Annotated in this window: 19 protein-coding genes, 1 tRNA gene and 1 pseudogene; 8 read left to right on the top strand and 13 right to left on the bottom strand. The window is 70.9% G+C overall.

Annotated elements, in window-relative coordinates; all coding sequences use genetic code 11:
• Window positions 1-516 precede the first annotated feature (516 nt).
• Window positions 517-1,299: a TSUP family transporter gene (locus ABZT03_RS26555; RefSeq protein ID WP_356043475.1), complete on the bottom strand. Its 783-nt coding sequence runs from the start codon at window positions 1,297-1,299 to the stop codon at window positions 517-519.
• A gap of 330 nt (window positions 1,300-1,629) precedes the next feature.
• Here ABZT03_RS26555 and ABZT03_RS26550 point away from each other — a divergent pair, with 330 nt between their 5' ends.
• From ABZT03_RS26550 to ABZT03_RS26535, 4 genes are all read left to right on the top strand, one after another.
• Window positions 1,630-2,844, top strand: a complete 1,215-nt coding sequence (locus ABZT03_RS26550; RefSeq protein WP_356043473.1) for an FAD-dependent oxidoreductase — start codon at window positions 1,630-1,632, stop codon at window positions 2,842-2,844.
• A complete protein-coding gene (nirB, locus tag ABZT03_RS26545) occupies window positions 2,844-5,441 on the top strand; it encodes a nitrite reductase large subunit NirB (RefSeq protein ID WP_356043471.1) in 2,598 nt (865 codons plus the stop codon). Before ABZT03_RS26550 ends, nirB begins: the two co-directional genes overlap by 1 nt.
• Window positions 5,438-5,788 (top strand): nitrite reductase small subunit NirD, encoded by a 351-nt coding sequence (gene nirD, locus ABZT03_RS26540; RefSeq protein ID WP_356043469.1) that lies wholly within the window; start codon window positions 5,438-5,440, stop codon window positions 5,786-5,788. Before nirB ends, nirD begins: the two co-directional genes overlap by 4 nt.
• Window positions 5,789-5,923: 135 nt before the next feature.
• Complete coding sequence (locus ABZT03_RS26535; protein ID WP_356043467.1) at window positions 5,924-6,379, top strand: excalibur calcium-binding domain-containing protein; 456 nt, start codon at window positions 5,924-5,926, stop codon at window positions 6,377-6,379.
• 11 nt (window positions 6,380-6,390) lie between these two features.
• Here the strand turns inward: ABZT03_RS26535 and ABZT03_RS26530 are convergent, their stop codons facing one another.
• The 6 genes from ABZT03_RS26530 to ABZT03_RS26505 all read right to left on the bottom strand — a co-directional run bounded on the left by ABZT03_RS26530 (window position 6,391) and on the right by ABZT03_RS26505 (window position 9,685).
• Entirely contained in the window at window positions 6,391-6,777 is a 387-nt protein-coding gene (locus tag ABZT03_RS26530; protein ID WP_356043465.1) for an FtsX-like permease family protein, read from the bottom strand.
• The gene (locus ABZT03_RS26525; RefSeq protein WP_356043463.1) at window positions 6,774-7,031 is read right to left on the bottom strand and encodes a hypothetical protein; all 258 of its coding nucleotides are present in this window, start codon (window positions 7,029-7,031) and stop codon (window positions 6,774-6,776) included. The genes ABZT03_RS26530 and ABZT03_RS26525 overlap by 4 nt, the downstream gene beginning before the upstream one ends.
• The gene (locus ABZT03_RS26520; protein ID WP_356043461.1) at window positions 7,028-8,326 is read right to left on the bottom strand and encodes an FtsX-like permease family protein; all 1,299 of its coding nucleotides are present in this window, start codon (window positions 8,324-8,326) and stop codon (window positions 7,028-7,030) included. The genes ABZT03_RS26525 and ABZT03_RS26520 overlap by 4 nt, the downstream gene beginning before the upstream one ends.
• Before the next feature lie 178 nt (window positions 8,327-8,504).
• Window positions 8,505-8,675, bottom strand: coding sequence for a hypothetical protein (locus tag ABZT03_RS26515; protein ID WP_356043458.1), 171 nt, complete (start codon window positions 8,673-8,675; stop codon window positions 8,505-8,507).
• The gene (locus ABZT03_RS26510; protein ID WP_356043490.1) at window positions 8,672-9,343 is read right to left on the bottom strand and encodes an ABC transporter ATP-binding protein; all 672 of its coding nucleotides are present in this window, start codon (window positions 9,341-9,343) and stop codon (window positions 8,672-8,674) included. The genes ABZT03_RS26515 and ABZT03_RS26510 overlap by 4 nt, the downstream gene beginning before the upstream one ends.
• Window positions 9,344-9,370: 27 nt before the next feature.
• Window positions 9,371-9,685, bottom strand: coding sequence for a hypothetical protein (locus ABZT03_RS26505; RefSeq protein WP_356043455.1), 315 nt, complete (start codon window positions 9,683-9,685; stop codon window positions 9,371-9,373).
• A gap of 301 nt (window positions 9,686-9,986) precedes the next feature.
• Here ABZT03_RS26505 and ABZT03_RS26500 point away from each other — a divergent pair.
• Window positions 9,987-10,473, top strand: a pseudogene (locus ABZT03_RS26500) (transposase); the annotation flags it as partial.
• Between the two features lie 735 nt (window positions 10,474-11,208).
• Window positions 11,209-11,529 (top strand): hypothetical protein, encoded by a 321-nt coding sequence (locus ABZT03_RS26495; RefSeq protein WP_356043452.1) that lies wholly within the window; start codon window positions 11,209-11,211, stop codon window positions 11,527-11,529.
• A 132-nt stretch (window positions 11,530-11,661) separates the two neighbouring features.
• Here ABZT03_RS26495 and ABZT03_RS26490 read toward each other — a convergent pair.
• The 4 genes from ABZT03_RS26490 to ABZT03_RS26475 form a co-directional block, all read right to left on the bottom strand.
• Window positions 11,662-11,754: transfer RNA gene (locus tag ABZT03_RS26490), tRNA-Pro, on the bottom strand.
• A 4-nt stretch (window positions 11,755-11,758) separates the two neighbouring features.
• Window positions 11,759-12,301 carry a DUF4262 domain-containing protein gene (locus ABZT03_RS26485; protein WP_356043449.1) on the bottom strand — a complete coding sequence of 181 codons (543 nt, stop codon included), beginning with the start codon at window positions 12,299-12,301 and terminating at the stop codon, window positions 11,759-11,761.
• Window positions 12,302-12,470: 169 nt separating this feature from the next.
• Window positions 12,471-12,824, bottom strand: a complete 354-nt coding sequence (locus ABZT03_RS26480) for a hypothetical protein (protein ID WP_356043447.1) — start codon at window positions 12,822-12,824, stop codon at window positions 12,471-12,473.
• 213 nt (window positions 12,825-13,037) lie between these two features.
• Window positions 13,038-13,367 (bottom strand): hypothetical protein, encoded by a 330-nt coding sequence (locus ABZT03_RS26475; RefSeq protein ID WP_356043444.1) that lies wholly within the window; start codon window positions 13,365-13,367, stop codon window positions 13,038-13,040.
• Between the two features lie 230 nt (window positions 13,368-13,597).
• On the opposite strand from ABZT03_RS26475, the gene ABZT03_RS26470 reads away from it, so the two are divergent.
• Complete coding sequence (locus ABZT03_RS26470) at window positions 13,598-14,122, top strand: hypothetical protein (RefSeq protein ID WP_356043441.1); 525 nt, start codon at window positions 13,598-13,600, stop codon at window positions 14,120-14,122.
• A gap of 348 nt (window positions 14,123-14,470) precedes the next feature.
• Here ABZT03_RS26470 and ppdK read toward each other — a convergent pair whose 3' ends face one another.
• Complete coding sequence (gene ppdK, locus ABZT03_RS26465; protein WP_356043486.1) at window positions 14,471-17,164, bottom strand: pyruvate, phosphate dikinase; 2,694 nt, start codon at window positions 17,162-17,164, stop codon at window positions 14,471-14,473.
• 475 nt (window positions 17,165-17,639) lie between these two features.
• On the bottom strand, window positions 17,640-18,866 hold the full coding sequence (locus ABZT03_RS26460) for an ROK family protein (RefSeq protein ID WP_356043439.1): 1,227 nt from the start codon (window positions 18,864-18,866) through the stop codon (window positions 17,640-17,642).
• Window positions 18,867-19,113: 247 nt separating this feature from the next.
• Between ABZT03_RS26460 and ABZT03_RS26455 the strand changes: the two genes are divergently transcribed.
• Window positions 19,114-20,541: a trehalase family glycosidase gene (locus ABZT03_RS26455; protein WP_356043436.1), complete on the top strand. Its 1,428-nt coding sequence runs from the start codon at window positions 19,114-19,116 to the stop codon at window positions 20,539-20,541.
• Window positions 20,542-20,560: the final 19 nt, after the last annotated feature.

Here is a 20,560-nt window from a genome sequence, read left to right as displayed (position 1 = left end):
GGCCGCGCGTCTTGGGCGGCGCGAGGCCCGGACGCCGTGAGGCCCGGCTGGCCGCGCGTCTTGGGCGGCGCGAGGCCCCGGTGGCCGCGCGTCTTGGGCGGCACGAGGCCCGGACGCCGTGAGGCCCGGCTGGCCGCGAGGCCCCGGCTGGCCGCCCGTCTTGGGCGGCGCGAGGCCCGGGCGGGACGAGGCCCGGCTGGCCGCGCGTCCTGGTCGGCCGCGAAGTTCGGTCGGCCGCGAGGCCCGGGTGGCGCGAGGCCCCGGTGGCGCACATCCTGACCGGCGCGCGTCCCTACCGGCGGGCGTCCCAGCGGCGCGCATCCCCACCGGCTGGTGTCCCCAGCAGCGCGCGTCCCCGGCGACCGCGCGTTCCGACCAGCACACATCCCTACCGGCTCGCCCCCGGCCGACGCACATCCCCACCTGCGCGCCTCCCCCCGGCGCGCCTCCCAGCCGGCGCGCGTCCCCACCGGCTCGCGTCCCCGCGGCGCGCATCCCGGCCGCCCGCCGCTGCTCTCAGGCGATCCACTGCTCGTACGCCAGGTTCGCCACCAGGGCGAACACCACCGTCAGCAGCACGACCCGGACGAACCCGCTGCCCTTCTTCAGTGCGGTGCGCGCACCCAGCGTGCCGCCCGCCAGGTTGAACCCGGCCATGAGCGCGGCGAGTTGCCACAGGACCGCGCCCTGCCAGGCGAACATGGCCAGCGCCCCCGCGTTGGTGCAGCAGTTGACGATCTTCGCGGTGGCGGAGGCGGTCACCAGGTCGAGGTGGAGGACCGCGGTGAGGGCGAGGACCAGGAACGTGCCGGTGCCGGGGCCGATCAGCCCGTCGTAGAAGCCGATGCCGAGGCCCGCGAGGCCGATCGCGGCCAGGATTCGGCGGCGGGTCGCCGGGCCGGGCGTCGGGGCCGTGCCGAAGGCGGGCCGCAGGATGACGAAGGCCGCGACCGCGAGCAGCACCACCATGATCACGGGCTTGAGGACGCCGGTGCTCATCCCGGCCGCGAAGAACGCCCCGGCCGAGGAGCCGGCCAGCGCGGCCAGGCCGATCCGGACGGCGGTCCGGACGTCCACCGGGGCCCGGCGGGCGTACGTCACGGCGGCGCCCGTGGTGCCGACGATGGCGACCGCCTTGTTGGTGCCGAGCGCGGACGCGGCCGGGGTGCCCGCCGGCAGCCCGAGGAGCAGGACCGGCAGGAGCAGCAGGCCGCCCCCGCCGACCACGGCGTCGATCCAGCCCGCCGCGAGGGCCGCGAGGCAGAGGAGAACGACCGTGGTCAGCGCTATGTCGGGCATGATCGCGACCCTAGAGACAGGAGCGTCCGCCGTCCATGCACCTGAGCGAATCCTGAGCTTCGGCGGAGCGCCGCGGTGCGCCCCCACCACCGCTCGGACCGAGCCCGGGCCGCCCGGAGGGCCCCTCACACCACGGCCCCCCGCCCCCGCGCCGGCCGTCCGCCGGGGCCGGTCAGCCGAGCCCCGGCCGCCCGCCGGCCCCCTCACACCGGGCCCCCGGCGCGCTCTGGGAACCCTCACACCCGGCGTCCGCTCCAGCTGAGGGCAGCGTTCCTCGCGGGAAACAGATGTGATGCGGTCGGGTAACACCCACCCCGCAGGCTCCTGGACATGACCTCGAATACGCGTGTGGTGGTGATCGGCGCCGGGCTCGCGGGCGTACGGCTCGCCCGGCGGCTCGGTGAGCTCGGCACGCCCGCCCTGCTGGTCGGCGAGGAGGAACACCGGCCGTACAACCGGGTGCTGCTCGCCGAGGTGCTGGCCGGCCGCTACAACCCCGAGGTGATCGCCCTGCCGGCGCCCGCCGGGCTGACGCGCGCCCGGGTCACCGGCATCGACCGCGCCGAGCGGACCGTGCGCTGCGCGGACGGCTCGGTGATCGCATACGACACGCTCGTCCTGGCCACCGGCTCCAACCCCGTACTCCCGCCCCTGCGCGGCCTGTTCACCCCCGATCACGAACTGCCCGAGGGCGTCCACGCGTTCCGCACGATGGACGACTGCCTGGGCCTGTCCAAGGCGGTACGGCCGGGGGTGCGGGCGGTCGTGATCGGCGGCGGGCTGCTCGGGGTGTCCGCGGCCCGCGCGCTCGCCGTGCGCGGCGCACAGGTCGTCCTGGCCCAGCAGTCCGAGCGGCTGATGGAACGTCAGCTCGACCCGGGCGCCTCCCGGTTGGTCCACCGCCACCTCACGGAGCTCGGCGTCGAGGTGCACACCGAGTGCCGCGTCCGCGACGTGCGCTGTGTCGGCGGCGCGGTCCGCTCGGTGGAGATGGCCGACGGCTACGCCCTCGACGCCGACCTCGTCGTCCTGGCCTGCGGGGTCCACCCGCGGGTCGGCCTCGCCCAGCAGGCCGGACTCGCCGTCCACAAGGGCGTCCTCGTCGACGACGAACTGCGCACCTCCGACCCGGACATCCGGGCCGTCGGCGACTGCGCGCAGCACGACGGCACGGTCTACGGCCTCGCCGCGCCGGCCCTCGAACAGGCCGAGATCCTGGCCGGGTTGCTGGCGGGCGGCACCCGCGCCCGCTACACCGGCACCCGTTCCCTGACCCGGCTCACGCTCGCCGGGCACAGCGCCTTCGACCTCGCCGCGTTCGGCGAGACGGAGGCGCGCCCCGGCGACGACGTCGTGCAGCTCGCCGACGCCACCCGCGGCACCTACCGCAAGGTCGTCGTCCGCGACGACCGCCTGGTCGGCGGGGTTCTCGTCGGCGAACTCGGCACCGTCGGCGCGCTCGCGCGCGCCTGGGAGGGAGCAGAGCCGCTGCCCTCCGACGGCGGCCCCCCGCTCCACCTGCTCACCAACGACGGAGGCTCCTGATGACCGCCACCCTGGGGGGCACCCCCACGATCGTGCTCGTCGGCCATGGCATGGTCGGCCAGCGCTTCCTCGAAGCGCTCGCCGAGCGCGGCCTGACCGCCACGCACCGGGTGGTCGTGCTGTGCGAGGAGCCGCGGCCGGCCTACGACCGCGTGCAGCTCACCTCGTACTTCTCGGGCCGTACCCCCGAGGACCTGTCGGTCACCGACCCTGAGTTCATCGAGGACCACGGGATCGAACTGCACGTCGGCGACCCGGCGGAGAGCATCGACCGCGCCGCGCGGACGGTGACCGCCCGCTCCGGCCTGACCGTCGCCTACGACACCCTGGTTCTGGCCACCGGTTCCTACCCCTTCGTGCCGCCGGTCCCGGGCAAGGACGCCGAGGGCTGCTTCGTCTACCGCACCATCGAGGACCTGTTCGCCATCGAGGCGTACGCGAAGGCGCGCGCCACCACGGGCGCGGTGGTCGGCGGCGGCCTTCTCGGCCTGGAGGCGGCCGGCGCCCTCAAGGGCCTCGGACTGGCGGCCCACATCGTGGAGTTCGCGCCGCGCCTGATGCCGGTGCAGGTCGACGACGGCGGCGGCGCCGCCCTGCTGCGCACCATCGAGGACATGGGCCTGAGCGTCCACACCGGAACCGGCACGCAGGAGATCGTGGTCGGCGAGGACGGCGCGGTCACCGGCATGAAACTGTCCGACGGCTCCGAACTCGCCACCGACATGGTGGTGTTCTCCGCCGGGGTCCGCCCGCGCGACCAACTCGCCCGCGACAGCGGCCTCACCGTCGGCGACCGCGGCGGCATCACCGTGGACGAGCAGTGCCGGACCGTCGGTGACCCGCACGTGTTCGCGATCGGCGAGTGCGCGCTGGCCGCGGACGGCCGGGTGTACGGCCTGGTCGCCCCCGGCTACGAGCAGGCGCAGACCGCCGCGGCGACCATCGCCCAGGACGAGGCGGCCTTCACGGGCGCCGACCTGTCGACCAAGCTGAAGCTGCTCGGCGTCGACGTGGCGTCCTTCGGTGACGCCCACGGCACCACCGCGGACTGCCTCGACGTCGTCTACTCCGACTCCCGCTCGGGCACCTACAAGAAGCTGGTCATCGGCCGCGACGGCGAGCTGCTCGGCGGCATCCTGGTCGGCGACGCGGAGGCGTACGGCACGCTGCGCGCCCTCACCGGCTCGGTCCCCCCGATCTCGCCCGAGCAGCTGGTGCTGCCGGCGGGCTCCGGGGGCGGCGCCCAGCTCGGCCCCGCCGCCCTCCCCGACGAGGCGGTCATCTGCTCCTGCCACAACGTCACCAAGGGCACGATCCGCGGAGCGGTCACCGCGCACTCCTGCACGACCGTTCCCGAGGTGAAGAAGTGCACCAAGGCCGGTACGGGCTGCGGCAGTTGCGTCAAGGTGCTCGGGCAGCTGGTCACCGCCGAGCTGGAGGCGAGCGGCGTCGAGGTCGACAAGGGCCTGTGCGGCTGCTTCGCACAGACCCGCGAGGAGCTGTACGAGATCGTCCTCGCCCTGCGCGTCAACACCTACCAGGACCTCCTGGACCGCTACGGCCGGGACGGCGCCCGGGGCGGCGACGGCTGCGAGACCTGCAAGCCGGCCGTCGGCTCGATCATTGCCTCCCTCGCCCCGACGATCGGCGCGAGCGGCTACGTCCTGGACGGCGAGCAGGCCGCCCTCCAGGACAGCAACGACCACTTCCTCGCCAACCTGCAGAAGAACGGCTCGTACTCGGTCGTACCGCGCATCCCCGGCGGTGAGATCACCCCGGAGGGGCTGATCGTGATCGGGGAGATCGCCCGCGACTTCGGCCTCTACACGAAGATCACCGGCGGTCAGCGCATCGACATGTTCGGCGCGCGCGTCGAGCAGCTCCCGCTGATCTGGGCCCGCCTGGTCGACGCCGGCTTCGAGTCCGGCCACGCGTACGGCAAGGCCCTGCGCACGGTGAAGTCCTGTGTGGGCCAGACCTGGTGCCGCTACGGCGTGCAGGACTCCGTCCGGATGGCGATCGACCTGGAGCTGCGCTACCGGGGCCTGCGGTCCCCGCACAAGCTGAAGTCGGCGGTGTCCGGCTGCGCCCGCGAGTGCGCCGAGGCCCAGTCCAAGGACTTCGGCATCATCGCCACCGCCAACGGCTGGAACCTCTACGTCGGCGGCAACGGCGGCGCCACCCCGCGCCACGCGGACCTGCTGGCCCAGGACCTCTCCGACGCCGAACTGGTGCGCCTCATCGACCGGTTCCTGATGTTCTACATCCGCACCGCCGAGCGCCTGGAGCGCACCTCCACCTGGCTGGAGCGCATCCCGGGCGGCCTCGACCACGTGCGGGACGTGGTGGTGGAGGACTCCCTCGGCATCTGCGAGGAGCTGGAGTCCCTCATGGCCGCCCATGTCGCGGGCTACCGCGACGAGTGGGCGACGACCATCAGCGACCCCGAGAAGCTCGCCCGGTTCGTGTCCTTCGTCAACGCGCCCGACACCCCCGACCCGGTGGTCGGCTTCGTCCCCGAGCGCGACCAGATCAAGCCCGACCTGCCACTGCTGTCCATCGGCATGCGACCCCTGGAAGGAAGCGCCCAGCGATGACCCTGGCACCCGAGACGACCGACCTGAAGCTGCAACTGAACCTGGACGACGCCTGGTTCACGGTGTGCGACCTGAGCGCGCTGCTGCCCGGCCGGGGGGTGGCGGCCCTGCTGCCCGACGGCCGCCAGGCCGCCCTCTTCCGCGACCGGTCCGGCCGGCTCTACGCCATCGACAACCGCGACCCGTTCGGCGGCGCGGCCGTCCTCTCCCGCGGCCTGACCGGCACCCACCAGGGCCGCCCCTTCGTCGCCTCCCCTCTCCTGAAGCAGCGCTTCGACCTGGAGTCCGGAACCTGCCTGGACGACGAGACGGTACGGGTGCGGACGTACGAGATCCGGACGGCGTAGCGGCGCCGGACATCCGGTGACGGCCCGGCGTCTGCCGGACCGTCACCGGATGTCACGGAACGGATACTTCAGCCACGCGGCCGGGAGCGGCGGCAATACGGTCATTCCCCTCGACCGCACCTCTGGGGGATCCACATGAGCAATCCGTACGCCGTGCCGCAGCCGCCCAAGTGGGCCCGCAAGCGGTTCGTCCTGCCCGCGCTCGCGGTGGCGCTGTTCGTCGGTGTCGGGATCGGTGCCGGCGGCGACGGCGGTGACACCACGACCGACGCGAAGCCGGCGGCCGCCGCGCCACGGCCGACGGTCACCGTCACGGCCACCACCACCAAGACGGCCGCGCCCGAACCGGCGGCCACCGTGACCGCCACCAGGACGGTCAAGGCCACCAGGACGGTCAGAGCGACCAGAACCGTCACGGCCGAGCCAGCCGAGGACAGCGGCGCCGACGACAGCGGCTCGGGAGGCGGTGACGTCTACTACGCCAACTGCACCGAGGCCCGGGCCGCCGGCGCCGCCCCCATCCGTCGCGGTGAGCCCGGCTACGCGTCCCACCTGGACCGCGACAACGACGGGATCGCGTGCGACGCGTGAACTCCGGCGCCTCAGTCCCGCCTGATCAGCTCCGGGTCGATCCGCCGGCCCGGCAACGGCAGCGCGCCGAGAGCGGCGACGACCACGACTCCGGCGGCGCAGGCCAGCAGCAGCGGCACCCCCGCGCCGTCCCAGAAGACCGCGCCTCCCCCGGTGACGAGGTAGCTGGACTCGGCCGCCTTCCCGGCGACCACGGCCAGCACGAGCCCCACCCCGAGCGGCAGCACGACCTGCGTCACCTGCACGGCCCGCAGCGTACGGGGCCGCGCCCCGAGCGGCGCGAGCGCGGTGACCTGCGGCCGCCGCTCCACGGCCCGGTCGGTGGCGGCGACGAGGTAGGCGGCGACACCGATGAACAGGCCGAGGACCATACCGACGGCGAGCAGGGTGCGGATCACGGCGATCTGCTGCAGTCCGTCGACGTCGATCCCTGCGGGATGAGGCTGACGGTGGGGGCGATCCGGCCGATGTCGTCGAGGACACCGCGAACGGTCGAGGGTTCGGAATCACTGATCAGCCGGAAGGTCGCCCCGGCCCACTTCGCGTCGGAAGGCAGCGTGGAGGGTGGGAGGACGATCGACTCACCCGAGAACACCTCGATGCCCGTGTAGTCGCGGTACCGGGCGGTGCTCCGGGGTACCACGACGGTCACCGGTCGCGCGGCGTCCGCCTCGATGCGGAACCGGGCCCCGACGGGCGCCTCGGAACCGTCCGGGGGCGCTGCGGAGTCCCGCGCCGCCGCGGCCGTCCGTCGACGCATCCCTTGACCCACGGCACGGCGTCGCGCACCTGGGGGCAGGTGACCAGGACGAACTCGGGCGACAACGGCTGCATCGCGTCGTCGTACAAAGGCGCTGACCGCAGAACGGTGACATGCGAGCGGAGGTCCGGCAGTCGGGCGAGTGATCGCCGCTGCGCAGGGCTGAGTTGCTCGTACGGCATGTCGTACAACTGGACCGGCGAGGTGTTCTTGGAGACCTGGTCCAGCTCGATGAGGACCCCCTGGGCCAGGGAGGCCGCGAACACCAGCAGGACGAGCCCGGTCGCCACGCGAAGTGCGCCACCCGCTTCGGCCTCGTTGCGGCGCATGGCGAGGCCGAGCGCCAGCGAACGGGTGGACCGGGCGATCTGCCGGGCCAGGAACCGGCACAGCGGGGGCAGTGACACCACCAGACCCCCGCCGATCAGGAGCGCGGCCGCAGGGACGAGCCAGGAGGACAGCCCGGTGTCCCGAGGTGCGTGACCGGTCGCCCCGGCGACGCAGTACCCCGTCGCGATGCCCAGCCCTCCGATCAGGGGGAGGAAACCCCAGGGCGAAGGCGCTTTGTCGACCGCGCTGCGGCGCACGGCGAGGGGGTTCGCCGCCGCCTTCCGGGCACTGGCTCGCCCCACGAACCAGGCGAGCGCCGGGCAGCCGAGGAGACACGCGACGAGCGTCGAGGCGGACAGCGCGCCGTCACCCGGGTACCACGTGAAGCCGGGCAGCCCCACCCGCGAGATCAGCTGGTTGAGGACCTGGTACCCGGCAAGCCCGAGGAGCGCGCCGAGTGCGGCCGCGGCGACCGTCTCGGCGGCGTTGACGCGCTGGACCCCCTTCGCGCTCAGTCCGAGCAGCCGAAGTGCCGCAAGTCTCCGGGCTCGGTCGGCCGCCGACAGACGGGCGCAGACCGAGAGGAACACCGCGAGGGGCAGCAGGACGACCCCCGCCATCGTGAAGCGCAGGATGTCGAGGGTCGACGGCTCCACCGTGGTCCGCAGCGCCTCTCGCACGCCGAACCGGGCGACGGGCCAGCCGTCGGTCAGCTCACCACGGCTGACGCCCAGGTACGCGACGAGTTCGTCGGGGCGCGCCAGCCCTCCGGAGCTGATCAGTCCCTTCTCCCGCCCCGGCAGGCGCCGGCCCAGATCCGGTTCGGCCCGCAGCAGCGCGCACAGCCGGGGGGACACGAACACCTCTCCCTCGTGCGGGAACGACGTCAGCCCGGGCGGGGCTTCGACGTCCCTGTCGCCGCGGGCCAGGAAGATGCGGGTGAGCGGCCTCGATCCGTAGGGGTCGGTTCTCTCCAGGCTCAGGGGGGGAGCCCTCGAAGACGGCGTTGTGCGAGCCGTCGCGCGCGATGACAGGCTACCTGGCCGCGATCCGCCCGTCCTGCGCCGCCAGAATGCCCGGGATCGTGAGGACGATGGCCAGACAGCACACCCCGATGGAAGCGCCCAGTGTCATCAGTGCGAAGCGCAGTCGGTTGCCGCGCCCGCTGCCGGCCAGCAGCCGCAACCCCAGCAGCAGTTCCCTCACCGCTGCCCTCTCCCCTGCGCGGTGAGGACACCGTCGACCATCGTGTACCGGGTGTCCGCCTTGGCCGCGACGTCCGCGTCATGGGTGACGAGGACGACAGCCGTGCCCTGCGAGCGGGCGAGAGTGAGGAACTCCTCCAGTACGGCGGTGGCGTTGGCGCTGTCGAGGGAGCCGGTCGGCTCGTCGGCGAAGACCACCGCCGGCCGGTGCACGAGCGCGCGTGCCACGGCGACCCGCTGGCTCTGTCCGCCCGACACCTGTGAGGGGCGCCGTGTCCGAAGGTCGGCGAGGCCCAGCCGTCCCAGCACCTCGCCGGCCGCGGCCAGGGCCGCGGGCTTGCGTTGCCCTGCCAGCCTCAGCGGCAGAGCGGCGTTCTCCTCCACGGTCAGCTCGGGCAGCAACTCGCCGTACTGGAAGACGAAACCGAAGCGGCTCCGGCGCAGGGCACTCAGCTCCTCGTCACCGAGATCACCCAACGAGCTTCCCTCGAAACGGACTTCACCGGCCACGACGGGAAGTACTCCGGCCAGGCAGTACAGGAGCGACGACTTACCGGATCCGCTGGGTCCGGTGATCGCCGCTGTCTCGCCCCGGCGGAGCACGAGCGACGCCCCTCTGACGGCTTGCGACGGGCCGTAGAAGAGGTCGACTCCATCGGCGACAAGGATCTCTGACGTATTGATCGGGACTCCCACTCAGCCCTGGCCGGTGTAGTGGAAGTGCTGTTCCAGGGTGCAGTTGTCCGGCCGGAGGGCGCCCGTGTCACGGCACACGCGCAGGTAGGCGTCGTCCGTGTAGCGCTGTGCGCCGGACCAGTTGGAGTGGTGCATGAACTTCACCGCCCGCTGCTTTCCGTAGTAGCGGACCGCGTCATGGCCTTCGACCCGCACCTGCACGTATCCGTTGTGGCGGTCGTCGGGGAGGGCATCCCGCAGGTAGCCGCTCCACTCGAAGGAACCGTGGTTCCGTGCAGGCGGGTTGAACCGGTAGGAGCCGTGCTCGAAAGCCACCCCCTTCGGCGTCAGCGGGGGCAGGGAATGCCACGAGGACGCGAGCGCCGTGCCGCCCCCCCACCAGGAAGACTCCTGCCGCGATCACGCCCACCACTGCCTTCTTCACAGGTCACCTCTTCTGCGTCCGAACGGCCCCACCACCGCCTGGAGTTACGCACAGTAGTGGATCAGTGACGCGGAGAATCCTTCATCCTCGCCCACCGCCACCACATCAGGTGAACCTCCCGCCGATCCCCCAACTCCCGGTCTTGGCTTCACCGCGGTAGGACCCGGACATCCGGTTGACCGTCCGGCCGGGAACGCCCGGGACCCCTACGTGATCGCAGAAACCGCATGCCTGCGGCGGGACTTCACCTCCATCGACGTCCCCGGCCAGGAGGCAGCCGATCCGGCTCTGCTGACCGCCCACCGCACGGACCTGATCGCCGACCGCGTCCGGATGCTCAACCGGCTCCGCGACATGCTCCCCGGGATCTTCCCCGCCCTGGAACGGGCCTTCGACTGTGCCGACCACAAAGGCTCGTTCATTCTGCTCACCCGCCACCAGAGCCCGGCAGCCATACGCCGCCACGGCCAAACCCGTCTCACGGCCTGGCTCAAGGGACGCAGTGCCCGCAACCCCGACGCAGTCGCCGACCAGCATCAACCGCGAAGGCCCCAGCCCCGACTACTACCTGAAGAAGCGGGCCGAGGGCTGCAAGCACGTCCAGGCCGTCATCGCCCTCGCCCGCCAACGTGTCGACGTCCTACGGGCCCTCCTGCGCGACAACCGACTCTTCACCGTCCACCCACCGGCCCGTCCAAGCCGCTTAAACGGGCCAGCGCACCCCGCCCGCCTGGCGATAGCCTGCAGTAAGGACAGCGACGGGCCGGTCGCGGACTTGCTGACACTGGAACTACACGTGGGCGTGGCCGAGATCGCAGAGTCCGTGATCGCTGCATCGCCCAATGACGAGTGGGGCATCTGGGGATGCGACCTGCTTGCCACCATCACCCTCAGCGGGGACAACCCCGACTGGGCCCTCGTGCACCACATCTGGGCCGCTGTGGTGAGCCTGTGGAAGGCGGTTCCGTGGGATGAATCCTCCGGATTCGAGATTCCTGCCAGGGAAGCGCCGCAGCACTGACCCCTAGCAGAGCTTCGACCACCGGATCGGACGTTCTCCGTGCCACAACCGTGCCAGAACGAGCGGGGACTCACGGGGAACAGCAGGCGCCAGTGGGCAGCGTGCCCCACGTCAGCCAGAGTGCTTCCTTTGCAGGCCAGCCGCAGGGTCGCTCCACCTCGCTCCTGAAGAGCTACCGAGCGCTGAAGCGGTAGCCGTCGTTCGCAGGGGCTGGCAGAGCATGAGGGCTGAGGAACGCACCCTGTAGAGATCCAGAACACAGGCGTCCGGCCGTTCCCTGTCCGATAGTCTCCCCGCGCCAAGATCACCAAGCCCGAAGCCGGATTCGGGCCCACTGCGCGACGGGGCTACGTGACTTCGCGGCTCATGTCGTGTCACGGACTGGAGAACACCATGCCCCGATGGGCCATCGTGAAGGCTGACGGTGAGGCGGAAGCCTTCCGGTACAACATCCACAAGGAACTGGAAGGGACCGAAGCCCAAGCCCTTGCAGAGATGCTGCGGATCATCGACACCGTTGCAGAGGCCTTCACCGAAGCAGGGCGCCGCCGAGAGAGAAGACGGGTCTTCCGCGTGTCCGATCGCAGCTACGTCGTGCGCGTCGAAAACCGATGGTCGAACTACGAAGCCCACTTCACCCTCGCCGAACTCATAGCCGACACCCACGATGACGAGCTTCCCAGCAGCGCATCCGGTTCGACGCAGAAGCCGTAAATCCTGGCCGCAGGTTGGCCGCGCATACTGGTCAAAGGCGGGGTACCGGCGAATCAGGGTGAGACACGGTTACGCCGAAGGGGTGCCGCGCCGGAGAAGGCACCCCTTCTCCTGCAACCTCCTGACCTGCTGCGGTGGGTGTGGGATTTGAACCCACGGTGACATCGCTGCCACGACGGTTTCCAAGACCGCTCAAGCGGGTCGACTCGGCACTGAGACTCCACCGACCTCACGTGACTTCGGTCCACGGGCCGGTGGTCTCGTCTTTTGCGATCCAGAGCAGTGGTTGCCCCGTGCGACAGCGCTCGTCTGCACCCTCTTCCCAAGGGAACCGCCCGTCCTTGTCCGGCCAGAACAGCTGCATGATCGGCAGTGGCGGGGTCTGGTAGAAGTCGATGCCGGCGCCGAAGAAGTCGTGGTACCAGCTGGGATGCACGGGCCGGACGGCCACGTCGTAGCCGTTGAGGACGTCTCCCCGGCGCTGGTCGGGCTCAAGTGGGTTGCCACCCCGTATTGCTGCCCCAGCGGCGTTCGCCACGCGCATCGCGGTCTGCGACGGCAGGCCGAACACGCTTACCTCGGGACTGCGCAGTGCGTGCCAGAGACCGATGGAGTAGCCCCAATCGCCGGGGGCATCATCGCCGGCCACGCCCATGACATGCCAGCCGAAGTCCACCACGCTCTTGGCTATACGGCTGTCGCGTTCCCCCGACACGGGGCCGCCCCACTCCGTCGGGGCGCAGAGGAGGCAGAAGCAAGGGGCGTCGTCCATTCGAGGAGAGTAGGCATGCTCGCGCAGGGGCCGTCGTCCGTTGCGGCTGTACAGAAGCGCAGTGCAGCAACCGTCCGACCAGCCCCGACCACTAACGGCCCTGAGCGCCCGTCCGACATGCCCGAGAGACGGTCAGCAAGCGTCGTGCCCATAGTTCGCATCGAGGCGATCAGCCCGCGTCAGAGTCCGCGCGGTCTACGGAGCGGAACACGGTCTCATACTCACCTGCATGCACCAGATGATCCACAACTCTCACCATGGCCGAGATGCCAGCGTCGCGGACAATGAGGCCGTCCCAGCAGGCGAAGAAGCTTCCTCCCAGCTCCTCACCCGTCGTCACCCACCGATCCATGAGCCTTTGCACCTCCGCGAGCGTGAAGATGGTCCCTGACCACCGGAGGCCATCCGCGAAGATCACCCACATGTCGACGTTGCAGACGTCCTCAAGCGCTTCGCCCACATCCGGCACGAAACAGATCTCGTACCCGTCCCGCTGCACACGGTAAAAAGGCCCGTCCCACATGACGTCCCTGACTCCTCTTCACTCCATGCCGAAGGCGGAGCCTAGCTCCTCGCTCGTGCCCTGGCGTGCCGCTCTTGTGCCAGAACGAGCGGGCACTCAGGGGAAATCGCGGTGCGCAGTGGGACGCGCCGGCCACGCAACTCAAGCCGGGGAATCCACAGGTCAGGCCAATGCTTGCCTCACCTGGCTCCTAAAGCGGTGTTCACCTTCCGCTCAGGGCCAGGGCGTGAAGTCGGCGAACAGGTTGAGATGGAGGGGGGACCCTGAAGCCGTTGGAATCCAGCCCTCGCGCAGGGCGCGTTCGATGGCTCGGGCAACGGCGGACGGCAGTACCGCTTCAGCCTGGCGCCCGATCCAGTTGCTCGGGTGCGCCTGATTGGTGGTGGCCACAAGCGTCGTCCCCGGGGTGCCCGCGTGCTCGACCGCGTACGTGCCCGGTGACCAGGCCAGGCCCTGAGCGTAGGTAGGCCGACGTGGCAACCGCCAGCGGTAGGCCGTGCCATCCACGACGATGTGCCGTGCGCCCATACGCCCCAGTGCCATGACTCCCCCTCGATATGGAGGATGCTTGCGACTCTGGCTCCACCGTCCGTAGAAGACAGACGTGCCAGACCCGTGCCAGATGGTGTGGGGGAACCACTGGGAACGCCGGGTACTGGTCCAATACGCAATCAGACGCTGGCAGCGCTCCCGCCCAGGTCAGCCGGACAATCGTCCGTAGATCACTTCAGCTTCCCAAGCTCAGGGTCAATCGCTGCCCGTAGCCTGGGCTCATGTCGATCGAGCAAGGGCCAGCAGTTGTCCTTCAGCTGAAGTGGGAACTGGTGGGACATGGTTGGGCGCGATGCCACCTAGCCGACGGCTCTCAGACAGCATCGATGATCGCCAGTTACTGCACTGACGCGTTGGCGGACCTCGTAGCAGCAACAGGCGAGCTGTACGGGCAGCAGCGCTCAGCCCGGTTTTTCCTCGACGCCGAGCCGCAGGAGCTGCGCTGGACGCTCCGTACAACAGATGACGCGATCAACGTGACCATCTACAAGTTCCCCGACATCGCCGTCAGCCCCGACCTTCCGGACTCCGACGGCACGGTGATGTGGCAGTCGACCCATCCGCGCTCGGCGTTCGCTCACGCTGTTTTGGAAGCAGCCCACACTCTACTCAGGGAGCACGGCGAGGTTGGCTATCACGCCAAGTGGGCGATGCATCCCTACCCCCTCGGATTGGTCCAGGCCCTCGGCAGGCTGCACTTGCGCGACGACGCCTGCGGCCTGCCCCACGACGTGCCATGCACGTAGGCAGTGCACGTCGCCGTCTCAGTTTCCGTCTCAATCAGCCCCGTTCGCGGCCGTTCAGGCGAGACCAACGCCCGGACTGACTCCACAGGCCAGCCACCCATGAACGCACCTGCACGCGCCCCAACACCCCACCACCACAATTGGAAAGCGTGTCGGGGGCACCCCTCAAGACTGGCAAAACGCAGGGCCCGCCCTGGAAGGTGCCGCTTGACAGTCTCTACGGGTGACGCATGAGGGGGCGGCACCCCCGCACAGGGTGCCGCCCGCTCTTTGTGCTCCGGAGGCGTCACCCCGTCGTGAGGGTCGGGGACGGGTGACGGCTCCGGGGTTCCGGAGGGTCCGGTCGAACTACCGGTGGTCGCTGCCCGTCGACTGCGAGGCCGCGCGGCCCGCTTCCAGGCGGGCCACCGGGATGCGGAACGGGGAGCAGGAGACGTAGTCGAGACCCACCTCGTGGAAGAAGTGGACCGACTCCGGGTCGCCGCCGTGTTCGCCGCAGACGCCGAGCTTCAGGTCGGGCCGGGTCGCGCGGCCGGCCTCCGCGGCGAGTTTGACCAGGGAGCCGACGCCGTCCCGGTCGATCGTCTCGAAGGGGGAGACGCCGAAGATGCCCTTCTCCAGGTACGCGGTGAAGAAGGATGCCTCGACGTCGTCACGGCTGAAGCCCCACACCGTCTGGGTGAGGTCGTTCGTGCCGAAGGAGAAGAACTCCGCAGCCTCCGCGATCTGACCGGCCGTCAGCGCGGCCCTCGGCAGCTCGATCATCGTGCCGATGGCCAGCTTGAGTTCGGTGCCGGTGGCGGCCTCGACCTCGGCCACCACCTGGTCCGCCTCCTCGCGCACGATCTCCAGCTCCTGGACGGTGCCCACCAGCGGGATCATGATCTCCGCCCGCGGGTCGCCCTTGGCGGCCTTGCGTTCGGCGGCGGCCTCGGCGATCGCCCGTACCTGCATGGTGAACAGGCCCGGGATCACCAGGCCGAGGCGTACGCCGCGCAGGCCCAGCATCGGGTTCTGCTCGTGCAGGCGGTGGACGGCCTGGAGCAGGCGCAGTTCGTTCTCGTGCGGCTCCTGCCGGGACTCCGCGAGCGCGACCCGGACCGAGAGTTCGGTGATGTCGGGGAGGAACTCGTGCAGCGGCGGGTCGAGGAGGCGGACGGTGACCGGCAGGCCGTCCATCGCCGAGAACAGCTCGACGAAGTCCTTCTTCTGGAGCGGCAGCAGCTCCTTCAGCGACTCCTCGCGCTCGGTCTCCGTGTCCGCCAGGATCAGCCGTTCCACGAGCTCACGACGGTCGCCGAGGAACATGTGCTCGGTGCGGCACAGGCCGATGCCCTGGGCGCCGAAGCGGCGGGCGCGCATCGCGTCCTCGGCGTTGTCCGCGTTGGCGCGCACGCGCAGCCGGCGCTTGCGGTCGGCGAAGGCCATGATCCGGTGGACGGCCTCGACCAGTTCGTCGGCGTCGTTGGCGCCCGCGTGCATCCGGCCCTCGAAGTACTCCACCACCGGGGAGGGGACCACGGGGACCTCACCGAGGTACACCTTGCCGCTCGAACCGTCGATGGAGATCAGGTCGCCCTCCTCGACGACGTGGCCTCCCGGGACGGTCATGCGGCGGCGCTTGGTGTCGACCTCCAGCTCCTCCGCGCCGCAGACACAGGTCTTGCCCATGCCGCGGGCGACGACAGCCGCGTGCGAGGTCTTGCCGCCGCGCGAGGTGAGGATGCCCTCGGCCGCGATCATGCCGTCGAGGTCGTCGGGGTTGGTCTCGCGGCGGACCAGGATGACCTTCTCGCCGGAGCGGGACCACTTCACCGCCGTGTACGAGTCGAAGACGGCCTTGCCGACGGCCGCGCCCGGCGAGGCCGCGATGCCCCGGCCGACCTGCGCGACCTTGGTGTGCTCGTCGAAGCGGGGGAACATCAGCTGGGCGAGCTGGGCGCCGGTCACCCGCTGGAGCGCCTCGGCCTCGTCGATGAGGCCCTGGTCGACGAGCTGGGTCGCGATGCGGAAGGCCGCGCCCGCCGTGCGCTTGCCGACGCGGGTCTGCAGCATCCACAGCTGGCCGCGCTCGATGGTGAACTCGATGTCGCACAGGTCCCTGTAGTGGTTCTCCAGGGTGGCCATGATCTGCATGAGCTGGTCGTACGACGTCTTGTCGATGGTCTCCAGCTCGGCGAGCGGGACCGTGTTGCGGATGCCGGCCACCACGTCCTCGCCCTGGGCGTTCTGGAGGTAGTCGCCGTAGACGCCCTGGTGGCCGCTGGCGGGGTCGCGGGTGAAGGCGACGCCGGTGCCCGAGTCGGGGCCGAGGTTGCCGAAGACCATCGAGCAGACGTTGACGGCGGTGCCGAGGTCGTGCGGGATGCGTTCCTGGCGGCGGTAGAGCTTGGCGCGGTCGGTGTTCCAGGAGTCGAAGACCGCGTGGATGGCGAGGTCCATCTGCTCGCGCGGGTCCTGGGGGAAGTCCCGGCCGGCCTCGGTCTTGACGATCCGCTTGAACCGGGTGACCAGCTTCTTGAGGTCGGCCGCCTCCAGTTCGGTGTCGACCGTGACCTTCTTGGCGTCCTTGGCCTTCTCCAGGGCGTCCTCGAAGAGGTCGCCGTCGACGCCGAGGACGGTCTTGCCGAACATCTGGATCAGGCGGCGGTAGGAGTCCCAGGCGAACCGCTCGTCGCCGGCCTGGGCGGCGAGGCCCTGGACCGACCTGTCGGAGAGGCCGATGTTCAGGACGGTGTCCATCATGCCGGGCATGGAGAACTTCGCGCCGGAGCGGACCGAGACGAGCAGCGGGTCGTCGGCCTGGCCGAGCTTCTTGCCCATCTTGGCTTCGAGGGCGTCGAGGTGCGCGCTCACCTCGTCACGCAGTGCCGCCGGCTCGTCGCCGCTGTCGAGGTAGACCTTGCAGGCCTCGGTGGTGATGGTGAAGCCCGGAGGCACCGGAAGGCCCAGGTTGGTCATCTCGGCGAGGTTGGCGCCCTTGCCGCCGAGGAGGTCCTTGAGGTCCTTGTTGCCTTCGGTGAAGTCGTAGACGAACTTCACGCCCTCAACGCTGGTGCCGTGCTCAGCTACGTGGGGTTCTCTGTTTTCCGACACGGGTCTCGACTCCTCGAGGACGCGGTGGCTGCCCTGACGGGCAGGAACATACCCAGATCGAAGGCGCCTGGGTACGTCCACTTGCGTGTCATGCGCCTGTAACCAGCCGTCCGCCAGCGGATCGAAAGTCAAGGCTTGGCAAGCGACCGGCCGTTTGTGTTTTCACTTCTTGAACGCGACGGCCCCCTGAACCGCGTCCATAGTCCCACCATAGCGCTCAGGTGAGCGTCTTTCGGCACGTTTGATTTCGATCGATGAACGATCAAGGGGTGGCACTGAGTGCCACCCCTTGGAGAAGTGCAGCCGCCCATGATCCGCTCATCTGAGCGGAACCCTGATCAGGGGTGGCGAGAATCACCTGGTCCGGCCCATGGAATTTCATGATGCGGACGCGCGCGGGGAACCGTGACGACGGCCGACCTCACACGCCGAGCGCCAGCAGCCGGTCCTCCACCCGCTCCGGCGCGTACAGATGCTCCACCACCAGCGCACCGGCCCCCACCAGCCCGGCCCGCTCCCCCAGCCGCGAGGTCACCACGTCCAGGTGGCCGGTGGAGCGCGGCAGCGCCCGCTGGTACAGCAGCTCGCGCACCCCCGTGAGGAAGGGCGTGCCGGCCAGGTCTCCCGCGATCATCAGGACCCCCGGGTTGAGCAGGGTCACCACGGTGGCCAGCACGTCACCGACCTGCCGGCCCGCCTCACGCGCCAGGGCCGCCGCCTCCGGATGCCCCGAGGCCAGCAGGTCCCGCACGTCCGAGCCGGAGGCGGCCGGCACGCCGGCCTCCGCCAGCCTCCGCGCGACGGCGCCACCGCTGGCCACGGCGGCCAGACAGCCGTAGGACCCGCACCGGCACAGCAGGTCGGCGCCCGCGGGGACGCGGATGTGGCCGATGTCCCCGGCGCCCCCGTCGACGCCGCGGTAGACGGAGCCGTTCACCACGACGCCCGCGCCGATGCCCGTCGACACCTTGACCAGGACGAACGCCGAGCAGTCGGGGTGGGCGGTGCGCTGTTCGCCGTACGCCATGAGGTTGGCGTCGTTGTCGACCAGCACCGGCACTGCCGGGGCGCCCGTGCGCTCGGTGAAGGCTCCGGCCAGGCGGCTTCTTATGTCGTAGCCGTCCCAGCCGGGCATGATCGGCGGCTGCACGACCCGGCCGCTCTCGCTGTCGACGGGCCCGGGTACCGCCAGCCCGATGCCGCAGACCTCCTCCGCCCGACGGCCGGTCTTCTCGACCAGTTCGGCGAACCAGCGGCCGAGCTCGCCCAGGACGGCCTCGGGGCCGTCCTCCAGGCGCGGGGTCCCGCTGTGCTCGGCGAGGATCTCGCCGGTCAGGGAGAGGACGGCGGCGCGCGCGTGCCGGGTGTCGAGGTCGGCGGCGACGACGACGGCGTGGGCGTCGTCGAACTCCAGGGTGATCGAGGGTCGGCCGCCCTGCGGGGAGTCCACCGGGCCGCCGGCGCCCTCGCGCAGCCAGCCCGCGCGGAAGAGGCGGTCGAGGCGGTGGCCGACGGTGGCGCGGGAGAGTCCGGTCACCTGCTGGAGCGCGCCGCGGGTGGTGGCGCGCCCGCTGCGGACCAGTTCGAGCAGGTCTCCCGCACTCGCCTGGCTCGCGCCCCTCCCGGTCCTGCCGGGCCTTCCGGTCATGCGCACCCCCTTGTGTTTCTCCATGTTGCATTACATATTGAGTTTTGCGTGTTAAATAGACGTAACCCTACGGTGGCCACTGCCGAACTGGTCGGCCGTACGTCTTCGGGGAGCCTGAGTGGACCGCACAACCCAACTGACCGCTCGTATCGCGGGACGCCTGGACCACGCGCGCACCACCTCCTCACCTCCGTTCTCCGGCCAGGGTGAGGTTTCCGGCCCGGGGCCCATTGCATACGATCCGGCGGTGACCAGGCCGTCACTGCACGTCAGGGCGGCCCGGGTGCTGGAGGGCAACTGGACCGGCACCTCGACGGTGCCCTCGCGCGGCCTGTATCCGCACCAGTGGTCCTGGGACTCGGCGTTCATCGCGATCGGCCTGCGCCACCTGTCGCCGTTACGGGCCCAGACGGAACTGGAGACACTGCTGGGCGCCCAGTGGGGCGACGGCCGCATCCCGCACATCGTCTTCAACCCCTCCGTCCCGCTCGACGCGTACTTCCCGAGCCCCGACTTCTGGCGCTCCTCGACCGCGGGGCGCGCTGCGGGCGCCCCGCGCACCGTACAGACCTCGGGCATCGTGCAGCCACCGGTGCACGCCCTGGCCGCGTGGCTGGTGCACTGCGCGGACCCGGGTCTGTCACGGGCGCGCGGCTTCCTGACGGGCGTGTACCCGCGCCTCGCCGCCTGGCACCGCTATCTGCTGCACCGGCGGGACCTGGGCGGGGGCTCGCTGGCGTCCGTCGTCCACCCCTGGGAGCAGGGGATGGACAACAGTCCCTGCTGGGACGCCCCGCTGAGCCGGATCACGCCCGCCCCGGCCCGCTCGTTCCGCCGCGCCGACCTCGACCACGGCGCCGCCGACGACCGGCCGACCGATCTGGACTACGGCCGGTACGTGCGGCTGGCGACGGACTACCGCGACGGCCAGTACGCCGACGGGGCGAGCGAGTTCGCGGTGGAGGACCCCGCGTTCAACGCGCTGCTCATCGCCTCGGAGCACGCGCTGGCCCGCATCGCCCGGGAACTCGGGGCCACCGGAACGGCCCGGCACGCGCGCGCGGAGCGGCTGACGGCCGCGCTCGTCGACCGGCTCTGGGACCCGGCGCGGGGCATGTTCCTCTGCCGTGACGTGCGCGGCGGGGAACTGGTCCCCGAGCGGAGCGTCTCCGGGCTGATCCCGCTGCTGCTGCCCGGCCTGCCGCGCGAGATCGCCGCCCGGCTGGTCGAGACGGTGTACTCCCCCCACTTCGGGCTCGGCACCTCGACCCGACTCGTACCGAGCTACGACCTGCTCGGCGAGGCCTTCGACCCGCATCGCTACTGGCGCGGACCGGCCTGGTTCAACACGAGCTGGCTGGTGGAACGGGGGCTGCGGCAGCACGGCGAGCAGGCCAGGGCACAGGCGCTGCGGGAGGCCGTGCTGCGCACCGCCGGGACCTCGGACTTCGCGGAGTACGTCGACCCGTACACCGGTGAGGGCTGCGGGGCGACGGGCTTCAGCTGGACCGCCGCGCTCACGCTCGACCTGCTGCACGAGCCCCTCGCGGGCGGCGCACCCGGCGCCCCGGGCACGGGCACCGGCACCGGCACGGACAGCGGCATCGGCACGCCTCGGAGCACCGGCGTTCCCGGCCCGCGCGACCCGAGTGAGGTGAACAGCCGGACCACGTGAGCGGCCCGGACGGGACCCG

This window comes from Streptomyces sp. NPDC005574 (genome assembly GCF_040605435.1).
Classification (GTDB): domain Bacteria; phylum Actinomycetota; class Actinomycetes; order Streptomycetales; family Streptomycetaceae; genus Streptomyces.
Note: the sequence above shows the minus strand (reverse complement) of the source record. Positions and strands in the feature narration are given on the sequence as shown.